Annotated in this window: 16 protein-coding genes; 11 read left to right on the top strand and 5 right to left on the bottom strand. The window is 69.9% G+C overall.

All coding sequences use genetic code 11. The features are described 5' to 3' along the window. Window positions 1-27: 27 nt before the first annotated feature. Both AB0B82_RS24005 and AB0B82_RS24000 read right to left on the bottom strand, forming a co-directional pair. Window positions 28-501: a pyridoxamine 5'-phosphate oxidase family protein gene (locus AB0B82_RS24005; RefSeq protein WP_360172534.1), complete on the bottom strand. Its 474-nt coding sequence runs from the start codon at window positions 499-501 to the stop codon at window positions 28-30. Further along, window positions 498-1097 carry a dihydrofolate reductase family protein gene (locus AB0B82_RS24000; protein ID WP_360172531.1) on the bottom strand — a complete coding sequence of 200 codons (600 nt, stop codon included), beginning with the start codon at window positions 1095-1097 and terminating at the stop codon, window positions 498-500. Before AB0B82_RS24000 ends, AB0B82_RS24005 begins: the two co-directional genes overlap by 4 nt. Window positions 1098-1356: 259 nt before the next feature. Here AB0B82_RS24000 and AB0B82_RS23995 point away from each other — a divergent pair, with 259 nt between their 5' ends. From AB0B82_RS23995 to AB0B82_RS23965, 7 genes are all read left to right on the top strand, one after another. Next, the gene (locus AB0B82_RS23995) at window positions 1357-4185 is read left to right on the top strand and encodes a LuxR C-terminal-related transcriptional regulator (RefSeq protein WP_360172528.1); all 2829 of its coding nucleotides are present in this window, start codon (window positions 1357-1359) and stop codon (window positions 4183-4185) included. Window positions 4186-4233: 48 nt separating this feature from the next. After that, entirely contained in the window at window positions 4234-5436 is a 1203-nt protein-coding gene (locus AB0B82_RS23990; protein WP_360172525.1) for a cysteine desulfurase family protein, read from the top strand. After that, window positions 5436-6524 carry a tRNA 2-thiouridine(34) synthase MnmA gene (gene mnmA / locus AB0B82_RS23985; RefSeq protein WP_360172522.1) on the top strand — a complete coding sequence of 363 codons (1089 nt, stop codon included), beginning with the start codon at window positions 5436-5438 and terminating at the stop codon, window positions 6522-6524. Before AB0B82_RS23990 ends, mnmA begins: the two co-directional genes overlap by 1 nt. Then, entirely contained in the window at window positions 6521-7498 is a 978-nt protein-coding gene (locus AB0B82_RS23980) for a methionine synthase vitamin-B12 independent (RefSeq protein ID WP_360172519.1), read from the top strand. The genes mnmA and AB0B82_RS23980 overlap by 4 nt, the downstream gene beginning before the upstream one ends. A gap of 98 nt (window positions 7499-7596) precedes the next feature. Then, a complete protein-coding gene (gene ligA, locus AB0B82_RS23975; RefSeq protein WP_360172516.1) occupies window positions 7597-9693 on the top strand; it encodes an NAD-dependent DNA ligase LigA in 2097 nt (698 codons plus the stop codon). Between the two features lie 157 nt (window positions 9694-9850). Beyond that, complete coding sequence (locus tag AB0B82_RS23970) at window positions 9851-11323, top strand: hypothetical protein (RefSeq protein WP_360172513.1); 1473 nt, start codon at window positions 9851-9853, stop codon at window positions 11321-11323. A gap of 31 nt (window positions 11324-11354) precedes the next feature. Next, window positions 11355-11579, top strand: a complete 225-nt coding sequence (locus AB0B82_RS23965; protein ID WP_360172510.1) for a hypothetical protein — start codon at window positions 11355-11357, stop codon at window positions 11577-11579. Between the two features lie 54 nt (window positions 11580-11633). On the opposite strand, the gene AB0B82_RS23960 is transcribed toward AB0B82_RS23965, so the two are convergent. After that, window positions 11634-12278 carry an ACT domain-containing protein gene (locus AB0B82_RS23960; protein ID WP_360172507.1) on the bottom strand — a complete coding sequence of 215 codons (645 nt, stop codon included), beginning with the start codon at window positions 12276-12278 and terminating at the stop codon, window positions 11634-11636. A gap of 258 nt (window positions 12279-12536) precedes the next feature. On the opposite strand from AB0B82_RS23960, the gene gatC reads away from it, so the two are divergent. From gatC to gatB, 3 genes are read left to right on the top strand one after another with little or no spacing between them, the layout of a single operon-like run. Next, complete coding sequence (gatC, locus tag AB0B82_RS23955; protein WP_355483297.1) at window positions 12537-12833, top strand: Asp-tRNA(Asn)/Glu-tRNA(Gln) amidotransferase subunit GatC; 297 nt, start codon at window positions 12537-12539, stop codon at window positions 12831-12833. Beyond that, window positions 12833-14338 (top strand): Asp-tRNA(Asn)/Glu-tRNA(Gln) amidotransferase subunit GatA, encoded by a 1506-nt coding sequence (gene gatA, locus AB0B82_RS23950; RefSeq protein WP_360172504.1) that lies wholly within the window; start codon window positions 12833-12835, stop codon window positions 14336-14338. Before gatC ends, gatA begins: the two co-directional genes overlap by 1 nt. Beyond that, complete coding sequence (gene gatB / locus AB0B82_RS23945; protein ID WP_360172501.1) at window positions 14335-15831, top strand: Asp-tRNA(Asn)/Glu-tRNA(Gln) amidotransferase subunit GatB; 1497 nt, start codon at window positions 14335-14337, stop codon at window positions 15829-15831. Before gatA ends, gatB begins: the two co-directional genes overlap by 4 nt. 66 nt (window positions 15832-15897) lie before the next feature. Here the strand turns inward: gatB and AB0B82_RS23940 are convergent, their stop codons facing one another. Then, entirely contained in the window at window positions 15898-16374 is a 477-nt protein-coding gene (locus AB0B82_RS23940; protein WP_360172498.1) for a hypothetical protein, read from the bottom strand. Window positions 16375-16518: 144 nt separating this feature from the next. Next, a complete protein-coding gene (locus AB0B82_RS23935) occupies window positions 16519-17622 on the bottom strand; it encodes a PQQ-dependent sugar dehydrogenase (RefSeq protein WP_360172495.1) in 1104 nt (367 codons plus the stop codon). Between the two features lie 185 nt (window positions 17623-17807). On the opposite strand from AB0B82_RS23935, the gene AB0B82_RS23930 reads away from it, so the two are divergent. Next, complete coding sequence (locus tag AB0B82_RS23930; protein ID WP_360172492.1) at window positions 17808-18314, top strand: hypothetical protein; 507 nt, start codon at window positions 17808-17810, stop codon at window positions 18312-18314. Window positions 18315-18716: the final 402 nt, after the last annotated feature.

Here is an 18716-nt window from a genome sequence, read left to right as displayed (position 1 = left end):
TGTCAGCGGGTCATCGATTCAAACCGGTCATCGGCTCCAGACCGGGCGCCGCGAGTCGACGCCGGTGCCGTACTCCGGGTCGCGGCCGGTCACCAGCACCCAGGACGCCGTACGGCGGGCGCGGTACAGGCGGATGTCGTCGTGGAGTTCGTCGAGCGTGTACGCGCGCAGCTCCGGGTAGCGCGCCGCGTACAGCGCCACGCACTGCTCCAAGTCGTCGTCCGGTACCTGACTGGCCTCAGCCCGGAAGTACACCGCCGACGCGCCGCCGATGGGCACGCTGGAGTCGAAGATCGCGATGCTGACGTCGGGGCGCTCGGCCACGTTGCGCGAGTGCAGCGCGTCCGGTGATGACACCCAGTAGAACGTGTCGTGCCCGTCCGGCGTGAAGTACACCGGCGTCACCCACGGCAGTCCGTCGCTGCCCACTGTCCCGAGCACCAGGTACTTGTTCGCCTCGATGACCGCGGCCGCCCGCTCGTCGAGGATCGCCTGTGTCATCGCTGCTCCCGGTCAGGTACGTCGTACGTCAGATGGGTCGCGTGCCGCGTGCTGGTGGTCTCGCGCGGCACCAGCCGGATCGGGTCCAGCGTGGTCCGCTCGAACAGCGGCGTACCGTCACCGAGCACGATCGGTGCGACGTGGACCCGCAGCTCGTCCACCAGACCCGCGTACAGGTATTGGCGGCACAGGTGTCCACCGCCCATGATCATTACGTCTTGTGCTCCGGCCGCGTCCTGCGCGAGCTTGAGCGCCGGCCCGATCCCGTCCGTGACGAACGTGAACCAACCGTCCAGCCGCACCCGGCTCGGCGGGCTCGACGTCAGCACGAAGATCGCGGGGCGCTCGCCGCGGAAGTCGTCCGCGCTCCAGCCGTGCGGTCCGTCGATCAGGTCGAACGTGCGGCGTCCCATCAGTACGGCGCCGATGCCGGCCATGGTGCGGTCGAGCGCCATGCGGTCCGCGTCCTCCTGCTCGCCGACGATCCAGTCGTGCAGCGGCTCGCCGCCGATGCCGAGACCGTGGCTGAGGTCCGCGCCCGGCCCGGTGACGAAGCCGTCCAGCGACATTGTGATGTCCAGCAGTGCTCGTCCCATGATGTCCTCCCAGTTCCGAGGGTTCGTGCCACCACTCTCGGCGCGGACGGTGCGGAAAGTCGTCCGGACCGACCACGGAAACACCACGGAACGAGCACGGAAAACCGCGGAACGAGCGCGGAAAGCTGCGGAACGAGCGCGGAAAGCGCGGAACGAGCGCGGAAAGCCGCGGAACGAGCACTGACTGCGGCAACGACTCCAGGGACCGGCTGCGGCCGAGTTCGGCGTCGGCGCACCGTCGATCGCGCATGATGGGCCAATGGCTGGTCCGAACGACGTGTCGGCGCGGGAGGCCGAGGTGCTCGCGGCGCTCGCGGGTGGCCGTTCGAACGCGCAGATCGCCCGCCGCCTGCAGATCAGCGTCCGGACCGTCGAGAGCCACATTTCGTCGCTCCTGCGCAAGTACGGCGTCTCGGACCGCCATGAGCTCGCCGCACTCGCCGATACGCGCTCCTCGGGCTTCAGCACACCGACCGGTCCGGGTACGACGTTTGTGGGCCGTGAGCGGGACCGTGCTGAGCTGATGCGCGCACTGGCCAGCAATCGCCTTGTCAGCCTGCTGGGGCCTGGCGGCGTCGGCAAAACGCGGCTGGCGCTGCAGGTGGCTGCTGAGGTGGCGGACAGCTATCCGTACGGCGGCGCGGTGGTCGACCTGGTGCCGGTACGTCCTGGCTTCGTCGTAGCGGCCATTGCTGAGGCACTGCAGGTCGTAGAGCGGCCGCCGCACTCGCTGAATGACGCGGTACTCGACAGACTGAGACGCGGGCGCACCCTGCTCGTCTTGGACAACTGTGAGCACCTGCTGGACGACGTGGCCGCCCTGGTCGGCCGCGTCCTCACTGAGGCGACAGAAACCGCAGTACTAGTGACCAGCCGGGAACGTCTCGGCGTGGCCGGGGAGCGTCCGGTGCAGCTCGGTCCGCTGGCGCTGGGGTCCGAGGCAGAGGAGCTGTTTCGGGACAGGGGCGCGCTGGTGGCACCCGAGCTCGTGGACGACCGTGAGCTCGCGCGCCGGGTCTGCGCCGAGCTAGACGGCGTACCGCTGGCTATAGAGCTGGCTGCGGCCCGTGCGGGTTCGCTCGGACCGGACGGATTGTTGGCGGCGCTGGACGACCGCCTGCGGCTCCTGTCCGGGGGACGTGGTCCGAACGAGCGACACAACTCGCTGGCTCAGGTGATCGGCTGGAGCTACGACCTGCTCGCTGAGGACGAACGAAGGCTGTTCCGGCGGCTGGGGGTGTTCGCGGGTGGCTTTGACCTCGCTGCTGTGGCCGGTGTGTCGCCTGGGAGCTCCTGGAGTGAGCTGAGCGACCTCCTGGGGCGTTTGACGGACAAGAGCCTGCTGCGGCGCGGGCTGTACGCCGGGAGCAGTCGCTGGCGGATGCTGGAGACGGTGCGTGCGTTCGCGCTTGAACAACTCAAGGGCGAGTACGCCGAGGCTGCGACGCTGCACGCGGCGTGGGCGCAGGGGGTCGCGGCTGCGCTCGAGCAGCGACTGGAGGCGGGGGACTGGCAGGAGGAGTTCGACCTACTGGCGCCGGATCTGCGTGCTGCGCGCGGCGCCAGTCATGCACTGGCCCGCACGCTGGCGCATCTGACGTTCGCGCGGCGGCGGTTCCTGGAGGCGAGGGAGCACTACCTGGCCGCGGCGGAGCTCGCCGGCGACCCGGGTGAGCGCTACGAGGACCTGCGCGATGCCGCCGACGCCGCCATCGTGGTCGCGGACGGCGAACACGCGTACCACCTGATGATGCGAGCAGCCGCCGACGGCAACCCAATCGCCCTCGCCTACGCCGTCACCATCCTCAACCGCTACGAAGTCACCACCAGCCCCGCCAGTCCGGCCACAGTCCCCACCGACCGCGGTGCCGCCCTCCTCACCACCGTCACCCCACCCACTACCCCGCCCGGAGACGGGTCGGTCGCCGGCGGTGGTCCGGGCGCATACGGCGGTGTGGGCGCCGCCGGTGGGATGGGTGGGGGCGACGAGTTGGGAAGGCTTGGCGAGACGGGTCAGCCGTCCGGGGCGGGGGAGCTTGGACTGGTGGGCCGGGCGGCTGGGGCGGGGGATCGGGTGGAGGCTGGGGTTCGGGTTGCTTGGGGTTGGGTGGAGCGGGGTGAGTTGGCGGCTGAGGTTGCGGTGGACGCGGCTCGGCGGGTTGGGGATCCGCTGTATCTGATGAGTGCGCTCGACGCGTACGGGACGGCGTTGGCGGTTGCCGGGCGGCTGCTGGAGGCGCGGGCGACGGCGGAGGAGCGGCTCGCGATTGCCGAGACGCTGCCTGATCACCAGCCGCGGACGGTCGCTGAGATTGTCGATGCGTTCCACACCTCGTCCACGACCGCGGTCACCGTTGGCGACATCACCGAGGCGGTTCGGCTGGCGCGGCTGACGGAGGACCCGGTCTACAGCCACCCGTACATCACCGCGCCGCGGAAGGTGCGCGCCTACGCGCTCAGCGGCATGCTCGACGAGGCCGTCGCCGCCGCGGACGTGATGTGGAACGGCTGGCGCGCGGCCGGGTGCCCGCAGCGCGTTTGGATGGCATCGGCGGCCGCCGCGGCCGCACTGGCCCACGGACTGCTCGGCACCGGTCAGCACGAGGTCTGGCAGGCTCGCGCACTCGAACTGGCCCGCGTCACAGACCCGGCTGACGACCCGACCCTGGCCTCGGCCGCAGCCTTCGTCGACGCCCGCCTCGCCGTGCACCACCACGACACGTACCTCGCCCGCGGCGACGCCGCCGCAACCCGCCGCCGCGGCGGCGGACAGCAGGGCCGTGGTGTGGGCGCGGTGGCGGTTGACGCGGGGCAGGTGATTGAGCGGGCGTTCGGTGCGTTCACAGAGCCGTGGTGGGTCGCGTACGCGCGTGCCGCGGCGGCTGAGCTCGCCGTGGTGACGGCGTACCCGGGCGCAGCGCAGTACCTCGAGCAAGCAGCCAGCGAGAACGCGTACGCCGAAGCGCTCCGGCAGCGCGCCTACGCGCGCCTCACCGCCGACCGCGACGACTTCGAAAGAGCAGCCGCGAGGTTCGCCCGGATCGGGGCCCGATTCGAGCAGCAGAGCACGCTCCGTCTTGCGCCGTGACTCCCGAGGAGCGGGAACATCACCGGCGGACATACCCTTGAAGCTGTTATGACTCCTCCCGACCGCCGCACGGTGTACCTGGACCACGCGGCGACGACCCCCATGCTGCCGTCCGCGATCGAGGCGATGACCTATCACCTGACCCGGACCGGTAACGCGTCGTCACTGCACGGCTCCGGTCGGTGCGCGCGCCGTACCGTCGAGGAGGCCCGCGAGTCCCTCGCGGCCTCACTCGGAGCCCAGCCGAGCGAAATCGTGTTCACCTCCGGCGGTACCGAGGCGGACAACCTCGCGCTCAAGGGCCTGTGGTGGTCCCGGCTGGCCGCCGACCCGCGCCGCCGCCGGATCCTGCTGAGCGGTATCGAGCACCATGCGGTCCTCGACCCGGCGATCTGGCTCGCCCGGCACGAGGGCGCGGAGATCGAGTGGCTGACCGTCGACGAGCTCGGCCGAGTCAGCCCGGACGACGTCCGCGAGGCGGTCGAGCGCGAGCCGGAGTCGGTGTCGTTCGTCACGCTGATGATGGCGAACAACGAGGTCGGCACGCTGCAGCCGGTGGCCGACGTCGCGGCGATCGCACGCGAGCACGGCATCCCCGTGCACACCGACGCGGTTCAGGCGATCGGCCAGGTGCCGGTCGACTTCGCCGAGCTGGGTGTGGACGCGATGACGGTGTCCGCGCACAAGCTCGGCGGTCCGTACGGCGTCGGTGCGCTCGTCGTCCACAAGGAGACGCAGCTGACGCCGATCCTGCACGGCGGCGGCCAGGAGCGTGACGTCCGCTCCGGGACCCTCGACGTACCGGCGACTGCCGCGTTCGCCGTCGCCGCCGAGCACGCGGTGAAGCACCAGGCGGACGAAGCGTTGCGGCTGACCGAGCTGCGCGACCTGCTGGTCGCCGGTATCACCGGCACGATCGAGGGGGCGCTGCTGTCGGGCGACCCGGTCGACCGTTTGCCCAACAATGCACACTTGTCGTTCAGCGACTGCGAGGGAGACTCGTTGTTGCTGCTGCTCGACGCGCGTGGGATCGAGGTCTCGACCGGATCCGCGTGCAACGCCGGGGTGGCCGAGCCGAGCCACGTCCTGCTGGCGATGGGGTACGACGACCAGCGGGCGCGCGGCTCGCTGCGGTTCACCCTCGGGCACACGAGTACGCGCGCCGACATCGACGCCGTACTGGAGGCCATCGGGCCGGTGGTGGATCGCGCGAAGTCCGCCGGCCTGCAGAACGTAGGAAGGAACACCTGATGCGGGTACTCGCAGCCATGTCCGGCGGAGTGGACTCCGCCGTCGCGGCCGCGCGGATGGCCGAGGCCGGGCACGACGTGACCGGAGTGCACCTGGCGCTCAGCCGCAACCCGCAGTCGTACCGCAGTGGCGCCCGCGGGTGCTGCACGATCGAGGACTCCCGCGACGCCCGCCGGGCCGCGGACGTGATCGGCATCCCGTTCTACGTGTGGGACCTGGCCGAGCGTTTCCACGCCGACGTGGTCGAGGACTTCGTCAACGAGTACGCCGCCGGCCGGACGCCGAACCCGTGCCTGCGCTGCAACGAGAAGGTGAAGTTCAGCGCGGTCCTGGAGCGGGCGCTCGCGCTCGGCTTCGACGCGGTCGCGACCGGGCACTACGCGCGGATCGTGGACACCCCCAACGGTCGTGAGCTGCATCGGGCGGTTGACCCCGGCAAGGACCAGTCGTACGTGCTCGGTGTGCTCACGCAGCAGCAGCTCGCGCACGCGTTCTTCCCGCTCGGTGACACGGTGAAGACCGAGGTGCGCGCCGAGGCCGAGCGGCGCGGGCTGTCGGTGGCGGCCAAGCCGGACAGCCACGACATCTGCTTCATTGCCGACGGCAACACCCCGGCGTTCCTGAACGCCCAGCTCGGCGAGGCGCCCGGCGACATCGTCGATGCGCAGGGCAACAAGCTCGGCGAGCACCAGGGCACGCACGCGTTCACGATCGGGCAGCGCAAGGGCTTGCGGATCGGTACGCCGGCCGCGGACGGCAAGCCGCGTTTCGTCCTCGACATCAGCCCGGTGGACCGGACGGTGACCGTCGGTTCCCGTGCGGAGCTGGCCGTGTCGCAGCTGACCGCGTCGAAGCCGCGGTGGTGCGGGCCGGCTCCCACGTCGGAGCTGCACGTCACGGCGCAGCTGCGTGCGCATGGTGAGGAGGTCGCGGTGACCGCGCGGGTGGAGGACGATCGCGTGCAGGTCGAGTTCGACGAGCCGACCTCGGCGGTCGCGCCCGGCCAGGCCGTCGTGCTGTACGACGGGACGCGCGTGATCGGCTCCGCGACGATCGACTCCGTCCAGCGGGTGACAGCCGCCGTATGACGACCACTGGTCTCGGCTCCGTTCCAGGCGACGACATCCGCGCGTGGATGCGCGCCGTACTCGATGTGGTCGACATCCCGTTCCTGCCCGAGCTGCCTGCCCGGCCGTACGGCGACATGGTGAGCCGGAGCGTCGGCGTACTGACCGAGCTCGCGGCCGACCTCCAGCCTGCGGGCTGGCGACTGACGGGTGGGGGAGACGCCCGGGCCAGTCTGGACCAGCGCCGGGCGCGTGCGCTGCTCCAGGAGGACCTGGACGTGCTGGAGGAGTACGCCGACGGCTACGCGGGGCCGCTGAAGGTACAGGTCACCGGACCGTGGACGCTGGCGGCCACGGTCGAGCGTCCACGCGGGGACAAGGTGCTGGCGGACTACGGTGCGCGGCGTGACCTGGCACAGGCGCTGGCGTACGGCGTAGAGCAGCACCTGGCCGAGGTACGTAAGCGGGTGCCAGGGGCGGACGTCGTGCTGCAGGTGGACGAGCCCGCGCTGCCCGCCGTACTGGCCGGAGCGGTGCCGACAGCGTCCGGCTGGGGCAAGCACCGGTCTGTGGACGGACCTGGGGCTGTGGAGCTGCTCAGTCTGTTCACCGCCGGTGGACCGACCGTGGTGCACTGCTGCGCGGCGCGGCCGCCGATCGAGGTCTTCACCAAGGCCGGCGCCACCGGTGTGGCCGTCGACACCTCGCTGCTGAACAAGGCCGGCTGGGAGCAGCTCGCAGTCGCGGCCGAGGCCGGGAGCACGCTCTACACCGGCGTTCTGCCGACGACCGGCGACCTGCCCAAGGCCGAACAGGCCGCCGAACCGCTCATCCGCCGGTGGCGCGACCTCGGCCTCGACCCCGGCCTGCTCAAGCAGATCGTCGTCACGCCGGCCTGCGGGCTCGCGACCGCTCCGTCACCGGCCGACGCCAGAGCGCGACTGAAGCTGCTGCGCGACATCGCCGACGTGCTCGGCGAAGCCGCCGACGCCTGACCACGGTCAGGACGACTGACCGCGCTGGGCAGGTGGTGCCGCACGCGTCGGCGGCGCCGTACCGGCAAAACGTCGGTGGGCAGTTGTAGGTTCTGCCTATGAGCGAGAACCCTCCGGCGGAAGTGCGCACGCGGCATGCGGACCTGAGCAAGGAGATCGAGGACCACCGCGCTAGGTACTACCTGGCCAGCCCGATCATCTCGGACGCGGAGTTCGACGCGTTGATGCACGAGCTGCAGGGCATCGAGGAGCAGTACCCGGAACTCCGGACGCCGGACTCGCCCACGCAGAAGGTCGGCGCGCCGGTCTCGACGCTGTTCACCCCGGTACAGCACCCGAGCCGGATGGAGAGCCTCGCGAACGCCTTTTCCGCCGAGCAGATGGAGGCCTGGGCGAAGCGGCTGGAGCGTGAAGTCACCGCCCAGCAGATCCAGGACAGCGGTTTCCTCTGCGAGCTCAAGGTCGACGGCCTCGCCCTCGACCTGGTGTACGAGAACGGCAAGCTCGTCAGCGGCGCCACCCGCGGCGACGGCCGGACCGGTGAGGACGTCACGCCGAACGTCCGCACGATCAAGAGCATCCCCGAGCAGTTGCGCGGCGACGACCTGCCGACGTTCCTCGAGGTCCGCGGTGAGGTGTACTTCCGGGTCGAGGACTTCGAGGAGCTGAATGCCCAGCTCGTCGAGGCCGGCAAGGACGTGTTCTCCAACCCGCGCAACAGCGCGGCCGGGTCGCTGCGGCAGAAGGACCCGCGGGTCTCGGCCGGCCGGCCGCTGCGGTTCGTCGTCCACGGCCTCGGCAAGGTCGAGGGGTGGCGGGTCGGCCGCCTCTCCGAGGCGTACCAGCAGCTCAAGGCCTGGGGCCTGCCGGTCAGCGACCGCGCCCGCCGGGTCGACACGCTCGACGAGGTCAACGAGTTCATCGCGTACTACGGCGAGAACCGGCACTCCGTCGACCACGAGATCGACGGCGTCGTGGTGAAGGTCGACGAGGTCGACTTGCAGCGTGCCCTCGGCTCGACCTCGAGCGCGCCGCGGTGGGCGATCGCGTACAAGTATCCGCCGGAAGAGGTCAACACCAAGCTCATCGAGATCGAGGTGAACGTCGGCCGCACCGGCCGAGTCACCCCGTTCGCGCACATGGAGCCGGTCCGGGTGGCCGGATCCACCGTCGAGTACGCGACCCTCCACAACGCGAAAGAGGTCGCCCGCAAGGACGTCCGCCCGGGTGACACCGTCGTACTGCGGAAGGCGGGCGACGTGATTCCCGAGGTGCTCGGACCGGTCGTCGACCTGCGGCCGGAGGGATTGCCGCCGTGGGAGATGCCGACGCGTTGCCCGTGGTGCGACACGGTGCTGGCGCCGGCCAAGGAGTCCGACGTCGACATCCGCTGCCCGAACTCGCAGTACTGCCAGGGGCAGCTGCGTGAGCGGCTGTTCTACCTGGCCGGGCGGTCCGCGTTCGACATCGAGGGGCTCGGATTCAAGGCGGCCGACGCGCTGATCCGCGGCGGGCTGATCGCCGACGAGGGCGACCTGTTCGCGCTCACCGAGGAGAAGCTTGCCGAAAGCCCGTTCTTCACCACGAAGGCCGGGGCACTGTCGGCGAACGCGCGCAAACTGCTCGCCAACCTCGAAGAGGCCAAGCGCCGGCCGCTGTCCCGCGTGCTGGTCGCGCTGTCGATCCGGCACGTCGGACCGACCGCGGCCCAGGCCCTCACCGAGGTGTTCGACAACATCGAGGACATTTGCGCGGCCGGTGAGGAGCAGTTGGCCGAGATCGAGGGTGTCGGTCCGACCATCGCGCAGGCGATGATCGAGTGGTTCCAGGTGCCGTGGCACCAGGCGATCGTGGACAAGTGGCTGGCCTCGGGCGTGCTGATGCGCGAGGAGCGGACCGGTCCGGAGCTGCCGCAGACGCTGTCCGGGCTGTCGGTCGTGGTGACCGGGACGGTCGAGGGGTTCAGCCGCGACGAGGCCACCGAGGCCATCGTCGGCCGCGGCGGGAAGGCCGCGAGTTCGGTGTCGAAGAAGACCTCGTTCGTGGTGGTCGGGGACTCCCCGGGGTCGAAGTACGACAAGGCCGTGCAACTCGGCGTACCGATTCTGGACGCCGCCGGGTTCCGGGTGCTGCTCGACGAGGGCGCAGAGGCCGCGGCCGCGGTCGCCACGACGCCCACGGCTGACGAGTCGTAACGCAGTCGAGTCGGCACGCTCTCGACGGTCACGACGACGTCCGCGATGCACGGGTCGTAACGATTTCGACAGACCGCGAACTGAATGGATCCGGTGCGAACGCTGAGCCGTCCGACTGTTAACTTTGCACGTCGACACTGGGTCAGAAGGAGCAGATATGACGACGCCGCCGCAGGGACCGTGGGGTCCTGGGCAGCCGGGGGGCCAGCCAGGCGGGCACGGGGGACAGGGAAACCAGCCGCCGCAGCAAGGCGGTTGGGGCCAGCAGCCTCCGGCCCAGGGCGGAGGCTGGGGCCAGGGCCCGCAGCAGCCGCAGCAGGGCCAGCCGCCGCGCCAGGACCAGCCCACGCAGCAGGGCGGCTGGGGACAACAGCCCGGCCAGGGTCAGCCTGGTCAAGGCCAGCCCGGTCAGGGTCAGCCCGGTCAGTTCGGGCAGCCGCCGGCCGGTGGCTGGGGGCAGCAGTCCCAGCAGGGCGGCTCGTACCAGCAGCAGCCGTGGGGCCAGCAGCGTCCGCAGCAGGGCGGCTGGCACCAGCAGCAGGGCGGACCCGGCCAGCAGTGGCAGCCGGGCGGTCCGGGGTCCAAGGGCCCGGGCGGCATCAGCAAGGAGAAGCTTCCGCTGCTGATCGGCGGCGGCGTGGTCGGTGTGGTGATCATCGGTCTGCTGGTCTTCCTCGGCGTCCGCGCCTTCGGTGGTGACGACGAGCCGACGACCCAACCGACGACCACGAGCGAACCGACCGAATCCGGCACCGCGGAGCCGACCGGTTCCCCGACCTCGTCCGGCGGCCCCGGCCAGAACGGCGAGCTTGGCAACGCGACCGGTCAGGCCAAGTCGGTGACCGAGAAGCTGCAGGCCAACGGCTTCGGCTGCAGCGACCTGTTCAACAGCGGGCAGGGCGCACACCGTGGCTGCTTCAAGGCCGAAGGCCGCGGGAAGAGCGCCGAGGCGCTGTTCCAGTTCGCCTCCGACGGCAACATCATCGCGGTCCGCCTCGAGGCGCAGGACAGCGAGAACTTCAACAACGCGCAGGTCGCCTTCGACCAGCTGCTGCAGTCCGTCGGCAACGAGGCGTTCGGCGCCGACCAGGTCAAGAAGGTCCAGGACGCGGTGAAGACCGGTCAGCGTTCCGACACAGTCGGCACCAGCTGGGGTGAGCTCCGGCTGAGCAACGGCGGCCAGGACGTCCGGCTGACCGGCCACAAGTCCGGCGAGGAGTCGCTGGAGCTGCCGGACCAGAAGTTCGACACCACGCAGACGCAGCTGTCGGCGGCACTGAAGGCGAAGGGCTACGTCTGTACGTCGTCGTGCAAGAAGGACATCGGCAAGTACGGGTACCAGCGGGTGTTCATCATCGACGTCAAGGACCAGGGCATCAACGAGCTCGAGGTCAGTGTCTCGGGTGACTCCGAGGACGCCAAGAAGGCGCTGCCGGTCGTGATCAACGACGCGTTCGGGGCCGTCAAGGGCGCGAACGTCGAGGCCGTCAAGGCCTGGATCAAGGCGCACAACGACGGCAAGCCGCATGTCGCGTACGTCGGCGGCTGGCGGGTGGAGACCGACGGCAACGGTTCGGGCGACTACGGCTCGCAGCGGATTCGCGTCACCGACGAGTCGTTCTACGCTTGATGCTGTAACCACGAGCGGTTCGGAGGACGGCGTGAAGTTCCCCCGGGAGAAGCGGGAGTCGCGGACGGTGGCCCAGCCACCGCCCGAGGCGGCTCAGCGGGTCGACGGCGGCGGGCCCTGGGGCCCGACGCAATTCGACCTCCCGGACCGCAGCGGCAGCAACAGCCAGGCGATCCTGATCGTCACACTGATCGGGATCGCCGTCCTCCTGGTGACGGCCGGCCTCTGGGCCCTCGCCTACTTCCAGTTCACCTGAGCCGACCCCGCTGCCGACGGGCGGTGGGGTCAGGCGGTGGGGGTCAGGCGGGGGTCACGCGGTGGCGCGGATGGTGACGGCGAGCGAGGCCAGGTAGGACAGCCGGGCGACCTCGGAGTTCAGGAACTCGGGTCCGCCGCGCCGGCCGATCAGCAGGATGCGCCGGTCGGACTCCAGCGGCGCGGCGACCAGCACCGACTCAGCGAGCCCCTTGTGGTCCGGCGCCTCGAGCGTCGTCGCCTTCTCCAGCGGCAGCCAGCCGCCGGCCACGTCACCGAACTCCGGCGTGGCGCTGGTCTCGAGCGCGACCTTCACTTCCGAGCCGGTCCCGTCCAGCAGCGCGGCCCAGTCCGCGTGCAGGACGGCGGGCGACTGCTCGACCAGGATGTCGATGGCGTCCACGGGCGCGGACGTCATCTGTTCGACGGCTTCCAGATCCATGTGCAGTCCGCCGCCCGCGCCGTACCGCGAGAACCAGATGACCTCGACGTCCGGTACGCCGTTGCACGCCGAGACGAGGCGATCGGGCAGCACGCCCGGGGGCAGGTCGACCACGATGTCGTCGACCGCGGTGCCGTTCTCCCGCCGGTGCTCGACGATCTCGATCGCATGGATGTCGGCGTTCACCTCACCGAGCGCGGTCGCCACGGTGCCGAGCGAACCGGGCCGATCGGGGATGATCAAGCGCAGCAGGAACACCGAACGATCATCTCCCAGCCGATCACCATGCGCGTAACGCCTTGTCGCCGCCCATGTTACAGAGCGGTAGGGAAGGACACGCCCGGCCGTCTCGCCGCAGCTCGTCGACGTCCACGCCGGACCTCTTGCCCGTGATGTTGCGCAGGTCGTTGTCCACAGCCCTGGGGACGGCGAAACGCGGCTGTCACGGCGGCCCACTAGGATGACGGAGTCGTGGCGGAAAACGCCGCGAAGTCCCGCGAACCATTGGATCAGTTCATGCCATCGATTACCCGCGAAGAGGTCGCGCACCTGGCGCGACTGGCGCGGATCGAGCTCACCGACGACGAGCTCGACCACCTCGCGCCGCAGCTCGACCAGATCATCACCTTGGTCGGGCAGGTCAGCCAGGTGGCGGCGGACGACATTCCGCCGACCTCGCATGCCCTGCCGCTGACCAACGTGATGCGCCCGGACGAGAACGTCCCGTGCCTCACGCCCGAGCAGGCGCTCTCCGGCGCGCCGGCCGCGGAGGACCAGCGCTTCCGGGTGCCGCGGATCCTGGAGGAGGACTGATGAGCGACCTGACCAGGAAGACCGCGGCCGAGCTCGCTGAGCTGATGACGTCCGGTCAGGCGAGCTCGGTGGAGATCACCCAGGCCCACCTCGACCGGATCGCCGCCGTCGACGACGCCGTGCACGCGTTCCTGCACGTCGACACCGAGGGCGCGCTCGCGCAAGCGCGCGCTGTGGACGAGAAGCGTGCGGCAGGCGAGCAGGTCGGCCCGCTGGCCGGCGTGCCGCTGGCGTTGAAGGACGTGCTCACCCAGGAGGGTGTGCCGACCACGGCAGGCTCGAAGATCCTCGAGGGCTGGAAGCCGCCGTACGACTCGACGGTCGTGAAGCGGCTGAAGCAGGCCGGCATCGTGATCCTCGGCAAGACCAACATGGACGAGTTCGCGATGGGCTCCTCCACCGAGAACTCGGCGTACGGCACCACCCACAACCCGTGGGACCTCGACCGCATCCCGGGCGGTTCCGGCGGCGGTTCGTCCGCGGCCATCGCGGCGTACGAGGCGCCGCTCGCGATCGGCACCGACACCGGCGGCTCGATCCGGCAGCCGGGTGCGTTCACCGGGACGGTCGGCGTCAAGCCGACGTACGGCGGCACCTCGCGGTACGGCCTGATCGCGCTCGCGTCCAGCTTGGACACGCCCGGTCCGTGTGCCCGGACGACGCTCGACGCGGCGCTGCTGCACGAAGCCATCGCCGGCTGGGACCCGATGGACTCCACGTCGATCAACCAGGACGTCCCGCCGGTCGTCGAGGCCGCGCGCAACGGTGACGTCGCCGGGATGCGCATCGGCGTCGTCAAGGAGCTCGGCGGCGAGGGGTACCAGCCCGGCGTCGAGGCCCGCTTCCACGAGGCGGTCGAGCTGCTCACCAAGCTCGGCGCCGATGTCGTCGAGGTCTCCTGCCCGCACTTCGAGTACGCACTGCCGGCGTACTACCTGATCCTGCCGAGCGAGGCCTCGTCCAACCTGGCCAAGTTCGACGCGATGCGGTACGGCCTGCGCGTCGGCGACGACGGGGTGAACAGCGCGGAGAAGGTGATGAGCCTGACCCGCGAGGCCGGTTTCGGCGCCGAGGTGAAGCGCCGCATCATGCTCGGCACGCACGCGCTGTCCAGCGGGTACTACGACGCCTACTACGGCCAGGCGCAGAAGGTGCGGACGCTGATCGCCCGCGACTTCGAGCGGGCCTACGAGCAGGTCGACGTACTGGTGTCGCCGGCCACGCCAACCACCGCGTTCGCGATCGGCGACCGGATCGACGACCCGATCGCCATGTACAAGAACGATCTGTGCACGATCCCGTCCAACCTGGCCGGCAACGCGGCCGCGTCGTTCCCGTGCGGCCTCGCCGACGAGGACGGCCTGCCGGTCGGCTTCCACGTGATGGCGCCGGTGCTGCGCGACGACCTGCTCTACAAGGTCGGCGCCGCGCTGGAGTCCGCGCTGGCCGAGCAGTGGGGCGGCGTCCTGATGACCAAGGCTCCGGAGCTGGAGGTGACCCGATGACCGCCGACGTCCTGGAGATCTCCGACGCGCTGGCGCAGTACGACCCGGTGCTGGGCCTCGAGGTCCATGTCGAGCTGAACACCAAGTCGAAGATGTTCTGCGGCTGCCCGACCGAGTTCGGCGCCCCGCCGAACACGCAGACCTGCCCGGTCTGCCTCGGTCTGCCCGGCGCGCTGCCGGTGGTGAACGCGAAGGCGGTCGAGTCCGCGATCAAGATCGGCCTCGCGCTGAACTGCGAGATCGCCGAGTGGTGCCGGTTCGCCCGGAAGAACTATTTCTACCCGGACATGCCGAAGAACTTCCAGACCTCGCAGTACGACGAGCCGATCGCGTACAACGGCTGGACCGAGGTCGTCGTCGACGGCGAGACGTACCGGATCGAGATCGAGCGCGCGCACATGGAGGAGGACACCGGCAAGTCCACGCACGTGGGCGGTGCGACCGGCCGGATCCACGGCGCCTCGCACTCGCTGGTCGACTACAACCGGGCCGGTATTCCGCTGATCGAGATCGTCACCCGGACGATCGAGGTGCCGGGGGAGAAGGCCGCGGCAGTAGCACGGGCGTACGTTTCGATGCTGCGAGATCTGCTGCTCGCACTGGGTGTTTCCGATGTGCGGATGGACCAGGGGTCGCTGCGCTGCGACGCGAACGTGTCGTTGAAGCCGTCCGGTTCGTCGACGCTCGGCACGCGGACCGAGACCAAGAACGTGAACTCGTTCCGCTCGGTCGAGCGCGCGGTGACCTACGAGATCACCCGGCAGGCGGCGGTGCTCGCGTCCGGTGGCAAGGTCGTGCAGGAGACGCGGCACTGGCACGAGGACACCGGTATCACCACCTCCGGCCGGGAGAAGTCCGACGCCGAGGACTACCGCTACTTCCCGGAGCCCGACCTGGTCCCGGTCGCGCCGTCACGTGAGTGGGTCGAGGAGCTGCGCGGCACGCTGCCCGAGGCGCCGTCGCTGCGGCGCGCCCGACTGCAGAAGGAGTGGGGCTTCACCGACCTCGAGATGCGTGATGTCGTGAACGGCAACGCACTCGAGCCGATCGTCGCGACGGTCGAGCTCGGGGTTACGCCGGCGGCCGCGAAGAAGTGGTGGCTGGGTGAGCTGGCCCGTGCCGCGAACGAGGCCGGCGCCGAGCTCGACAGCCTGCCGGTCGGGCCTCCCGAGGTCGCCGAGGTGCAGAAGCTCGTCGACGACGGCACGCTGAACGACAAGCTGGCCCGCCAGGTCTTCGAGGGCCTGCTCGCCGGCGAGGGTACGCCCGCCGAGATCATCGAGAAGCGCGGGCTCGCCCTCGTCTCCGACGACTCGGCGCTGCTCGAGGCGATCGACCGCGCGATCGCGGCCAACCCTGACGTGGTCGAGAAGGTCAACTCCGGCAAGCCGGCCGCGGCCGGCGCCCTGATCGGCGCCGTCATGAAGGACATGCGCGGCCAAGCCGACGCCGCCAAGGTCCGCCAGCTCCTGAACGAGAAGCTGGGCATCTGACCCCCTGACCAGAACGCCGGGCCCACCAACCACCTGGGCCCGGCGTTCTGCTACGACAGGGCCTTGTCAGGCAGCTCGTCTTTCGGTGCGGGTGGCGTCGGCGATGACGGTGCGTTCCAGGCGGCCGTCGTCCACGGCGGCTGCGCCGGACAAGAGGGTTTGAGCGACGCGCAGTTCCTCGGCGGGGCAGCGGATTTCGTAGTGCGTCGGTAGTACTTCGGTGCTCACGACGTCAGGCCGGTTTCGCGCCAGACCCCGAAAGAGTCCCCACAGCGTTCCGACGATCACGCCGTACACGAAGCCCCACACCACGACGGCGAAGGCGTTCAGCGTCGTCTCCGCGACCAGGGTCACGAAGATCCCGGCGAGCATGCCGAGCACCGCACCGTGGAGCGCCCCGGACGCGGTCAATCGCGCGACCGGGACGAGTCTGCGTCTGGTGACCTGCCGGAGACCGGCGCCGACGATGTCCAGGCTGCTCGCGTTCATCCCGTAGCTGCGCAGATAATCGACGGTTCGCCGAGCATCGTCGAACGTGCTCACCGATGCGATCACACCGCTGGGAACGCCAGACACCTGGCCGGTCGGCATAGCGATCTCCTCCTTCAGGTCGTCGTCTGCTTCAACAAGTACCAGACGACCTCAAGGCCGAAACGGTTGGCGAACCGGTCGACGAATCGCGGGCGCTCAGGACGTGGTGATGGTCACGCGCAGGATCCGGTCGTCGCCGTCGCGGGTGCCGCCGCGGCCGTCGGTGTTGGACGTGGTGAGCCACAGCGATCCGTCCGGCGCAGCCTCGACCGTGCGCAAACGCCCGTACTCGTTGGTGAAAAACGCCTGCGGCTCGCCGACCCGCTTGCCGCCCGCGACCGGGATCGCCCACAACCGTTCACCGCGCAACGACGCCATGAACACGTGTCCCTTGGCGAAGGCGATCCCGGACGGCGATGCGTCGGACGTCTTCCACTGCGCGATCGGATCCGTCATCCCGTCGAGCCGGCTGATGCCTTCGGCGGCCGGCCAGCCGTAGTTCGAGCCGGGGGTGATTGCGTTGAGTTCGTCCCAGGTGTTCTGCCCGAACTCCGCCGAGTACAGCTGCTGTCCGTCGAACGCGAGACCTTGTACGTTGCGATGTCCCTTGGTGATCCACAGCCGCCCGCCCGGATTGCCCGGCGCGGCCTTGCCCTCGGTGGTGATCCGCAGGATCTTCCCGCCGAGCGAGTCGTCGTTCTGCGAGTTCGGCCGGTCGCCGCCGTCGCCGGTCCCGGCGTACAGGAATCCGTCCGGCCCGAACCGCAACCGGCCGCCGTTGTGGATCGCGGCGGCCGGGATCCCTTCGAGGATCACCTGCTGGTCGGACAGCTTGCCGTCCTGGTACGTGATCCGCGCGATCCGGTTGTCGTCACCGGAGGAGTAATACGCGTAGATGTACGGCTCGCCCGGGTAGCCGGGGTCGACCGCCAGCCCGAGCAGCCCACCTTCGGACGACGGATCGACCCCGTCGACCTTGCCCACCTCGGTGGCCTGTCCGTCGGCGACGCGCTTGACCGTCGCCGAGTCCCGTTCCGCCACGAGCGCGCTCTTGTCGGGGAGGAACGCCAGTCCCCACGGAACCTCGATGCCGGTCGCCACGGTCCCCGCGACCGTGAGCTTCACCGCGGCCGCGGGCAGGGCAGACGCCGTACCCGAGCTGGTGGCCGTCGGCTCCGACCCCGACCCCGCCGAGGAGTCGTCCGAACACCCCACCACCAACGCCAACGCCGCCAGCACCACCGCAGCCCGACCGCGCACACCCGCCTCCTCCGCTAGTTCTGTCTCCAAAACTAGCGGGCACACCCAGTCCGTAACCGACGTCGACGGTCTCGAGATGGTGACGGAACTGTATGGGTGCGTTGTACGGGTTGTACCTGCCGTGCTCGACTCCGGCCGCCTAGTGTCCGTCGGGTGCAGACCCGACTGCAGGCGGCACGTCGGCGATGACGTTCAAGCTGTCGTTGCACGCCACCTACCCGGACATCGCCGGCTGGCTCCGCGCGTGGCGCGACGTCGTACGCTTCGACGTTGCCGCCGAGTACTTCCGGCCCGTCTACTGTGCCAGCTCCTGGCACGAGAACGTCGACGCGACCCCCGACCGCCTGTCCCTTCACCTCGAGCCTCCCGATCTGTCAGCCCGCACCGCCACCGAGTTCACCCTCGACAACCCGATGGCGCTGTTGATCCTCGTCGGCCACCGAACCGAAACAGGCCTCCACGAAACCCTGCTCGAAGCAACAACCACCGACCGACGATCCCTCTGGCACTGGCGCCACCTGATAGCCCGCACCATCCCCACCCTGAAAACGGGCGGCTGGCAACAGAACCGCACCACCGGCGAACGCCATCGCATCGAAACCCACCTCTACACTCAGGCTGCCTCCCACCTTCAGGAAGCCGGCGTATCAATCCTCGGCCTGACCGACGCCCTCACCCACGAACTGGACTGACCACGGATCCCACGCTGGCCGGCACCATCCTCCGCGAGACCTGCACGCCGCCGGCTCTTGTGACTGATGTGTGGGTGGTGACTGGGACTGGACCTGGGTACGCGCTTCGGCCGGCGGGTCGAGGTTGGGGAGGGCCGGCCGCGGAACCACGCACGCCGGCGGAAATCCGGCTCTTTGTGACCGATCCGTGGGCGGGTCCGGGTCCGGGTGATCGAGTCGGTGCCCGCGCTGAACGCCCGCGCTGAACGCCCGCGCTGGACGGCCGCGCTGAACGGCCGCGAGCGCTCCCGCACGGTGGGTTCACCCATCGTGTGGTGGGTTCCTGACCGGTGTGAAGGGTGCGGAACCGCCCCTCGCCAGGTGTCTTGTCCGCGTCCGATCCGCCCTGAGCAGCGAAATGGC

Origin of the sequence: Kribbella sp. NPDC048915 (genome assembly GCF_040649595.1) — a bacterium.
In the GTDB taxonomy this organism is placed as follows: domain Bacteria; phylum Actinomycetota; class Actinomycetes; order Propionibacteriales; family Kribbellaceae; genus Kribbella.
The sequence above is the reverse complement of the archived record's forward strand: the minus strand, read 5'-3'. Positions and strand labels throughout refer to the sequence as shown.

Bases quoted from the DNA above. Each gene is read 5' to 3' on its own strand.
- AB0B82_RS24005 (WP_360172534.1), bottom strand. From the start codon at position 501: ATGACACAGGCGATCCTCGACGAGCGGGCGGCCGCGGTCATCGAGGCG.
- AB0B82_RS24000 (WP_360172531.1), bottom strand. From the start codon at position 1,097: ATGGGACGAGCACTGCTGGACATCACAATGTCGCTGGACGGCTTCGTC.
- AB0B82_RS23995 (WP_360172528.1), top strand. From the start codon at position 1,357: ATGGCTGGTCCGAACGACGTGTCGGCGCGGGAGGCCGAGGTGCTCGCG.
- AB0B82_RS23990 (WP_360172525.1), top strand. From the start codon at position 4,234: ATGACTCCTCCCGACCGCCGCACGGTGTACCTGGACCACGCGGCGACG.
- mnmA (WP_360172522.1), top strand. From the start codon at position 5,436: ATGCGGGTACTCGCAGCCATGTCCGGCGGAGTGGACTCCGCCGTCGCG.
- AB0B82_RS23980 (WP_360172519.1), top strand. From the start codon at position 6,521: ATGACGACCACTGGTCTCGGCTCCGTTCCAGGCGACGACATCCGCGCG.
- ligA (WP_360172516.1), top strand. From the start codon at position 7,597: ATGAGCGAGAACCCTCCGGCGGAAGTGCGCACGCGGCATGCGGACCTG.
- AB0B82_RS23970 (WP_360172513.1), top strand. From the start codon at position 9,851: ATGACGACGCCGCCGCAGGGACCGTGGGGTCCTGGGCAGCCGGGGGGC.
- gatC (WP_355483297.1), top strand. From the start codon at position 12,537: ATGCCATCGATTACCCGCGAAGAGGTCGCGCACCTGGCGCGACTGGCG.
- gatA (WP_360172504.1), top strand. From the start codon at position 12,833: ATGAGCGACCTGACCAGGAAGACCGCGGCCGAGCTCGCTGAGCTGATG.
- gatB (WP_360172501.1), top strand. From the start codon at position 14,335: ATGACCGCCGACGTCCTGGAGATCTCCGACGCGCTGGCGCAGTACGAC.
- AB0B82_RS23930 (WP_360172492.1), top strand. From the start codon at position 17,808: ATGACGTTCAAGCTGTCGTTGCACGCCACCTACCCGGACATCGCCGGC.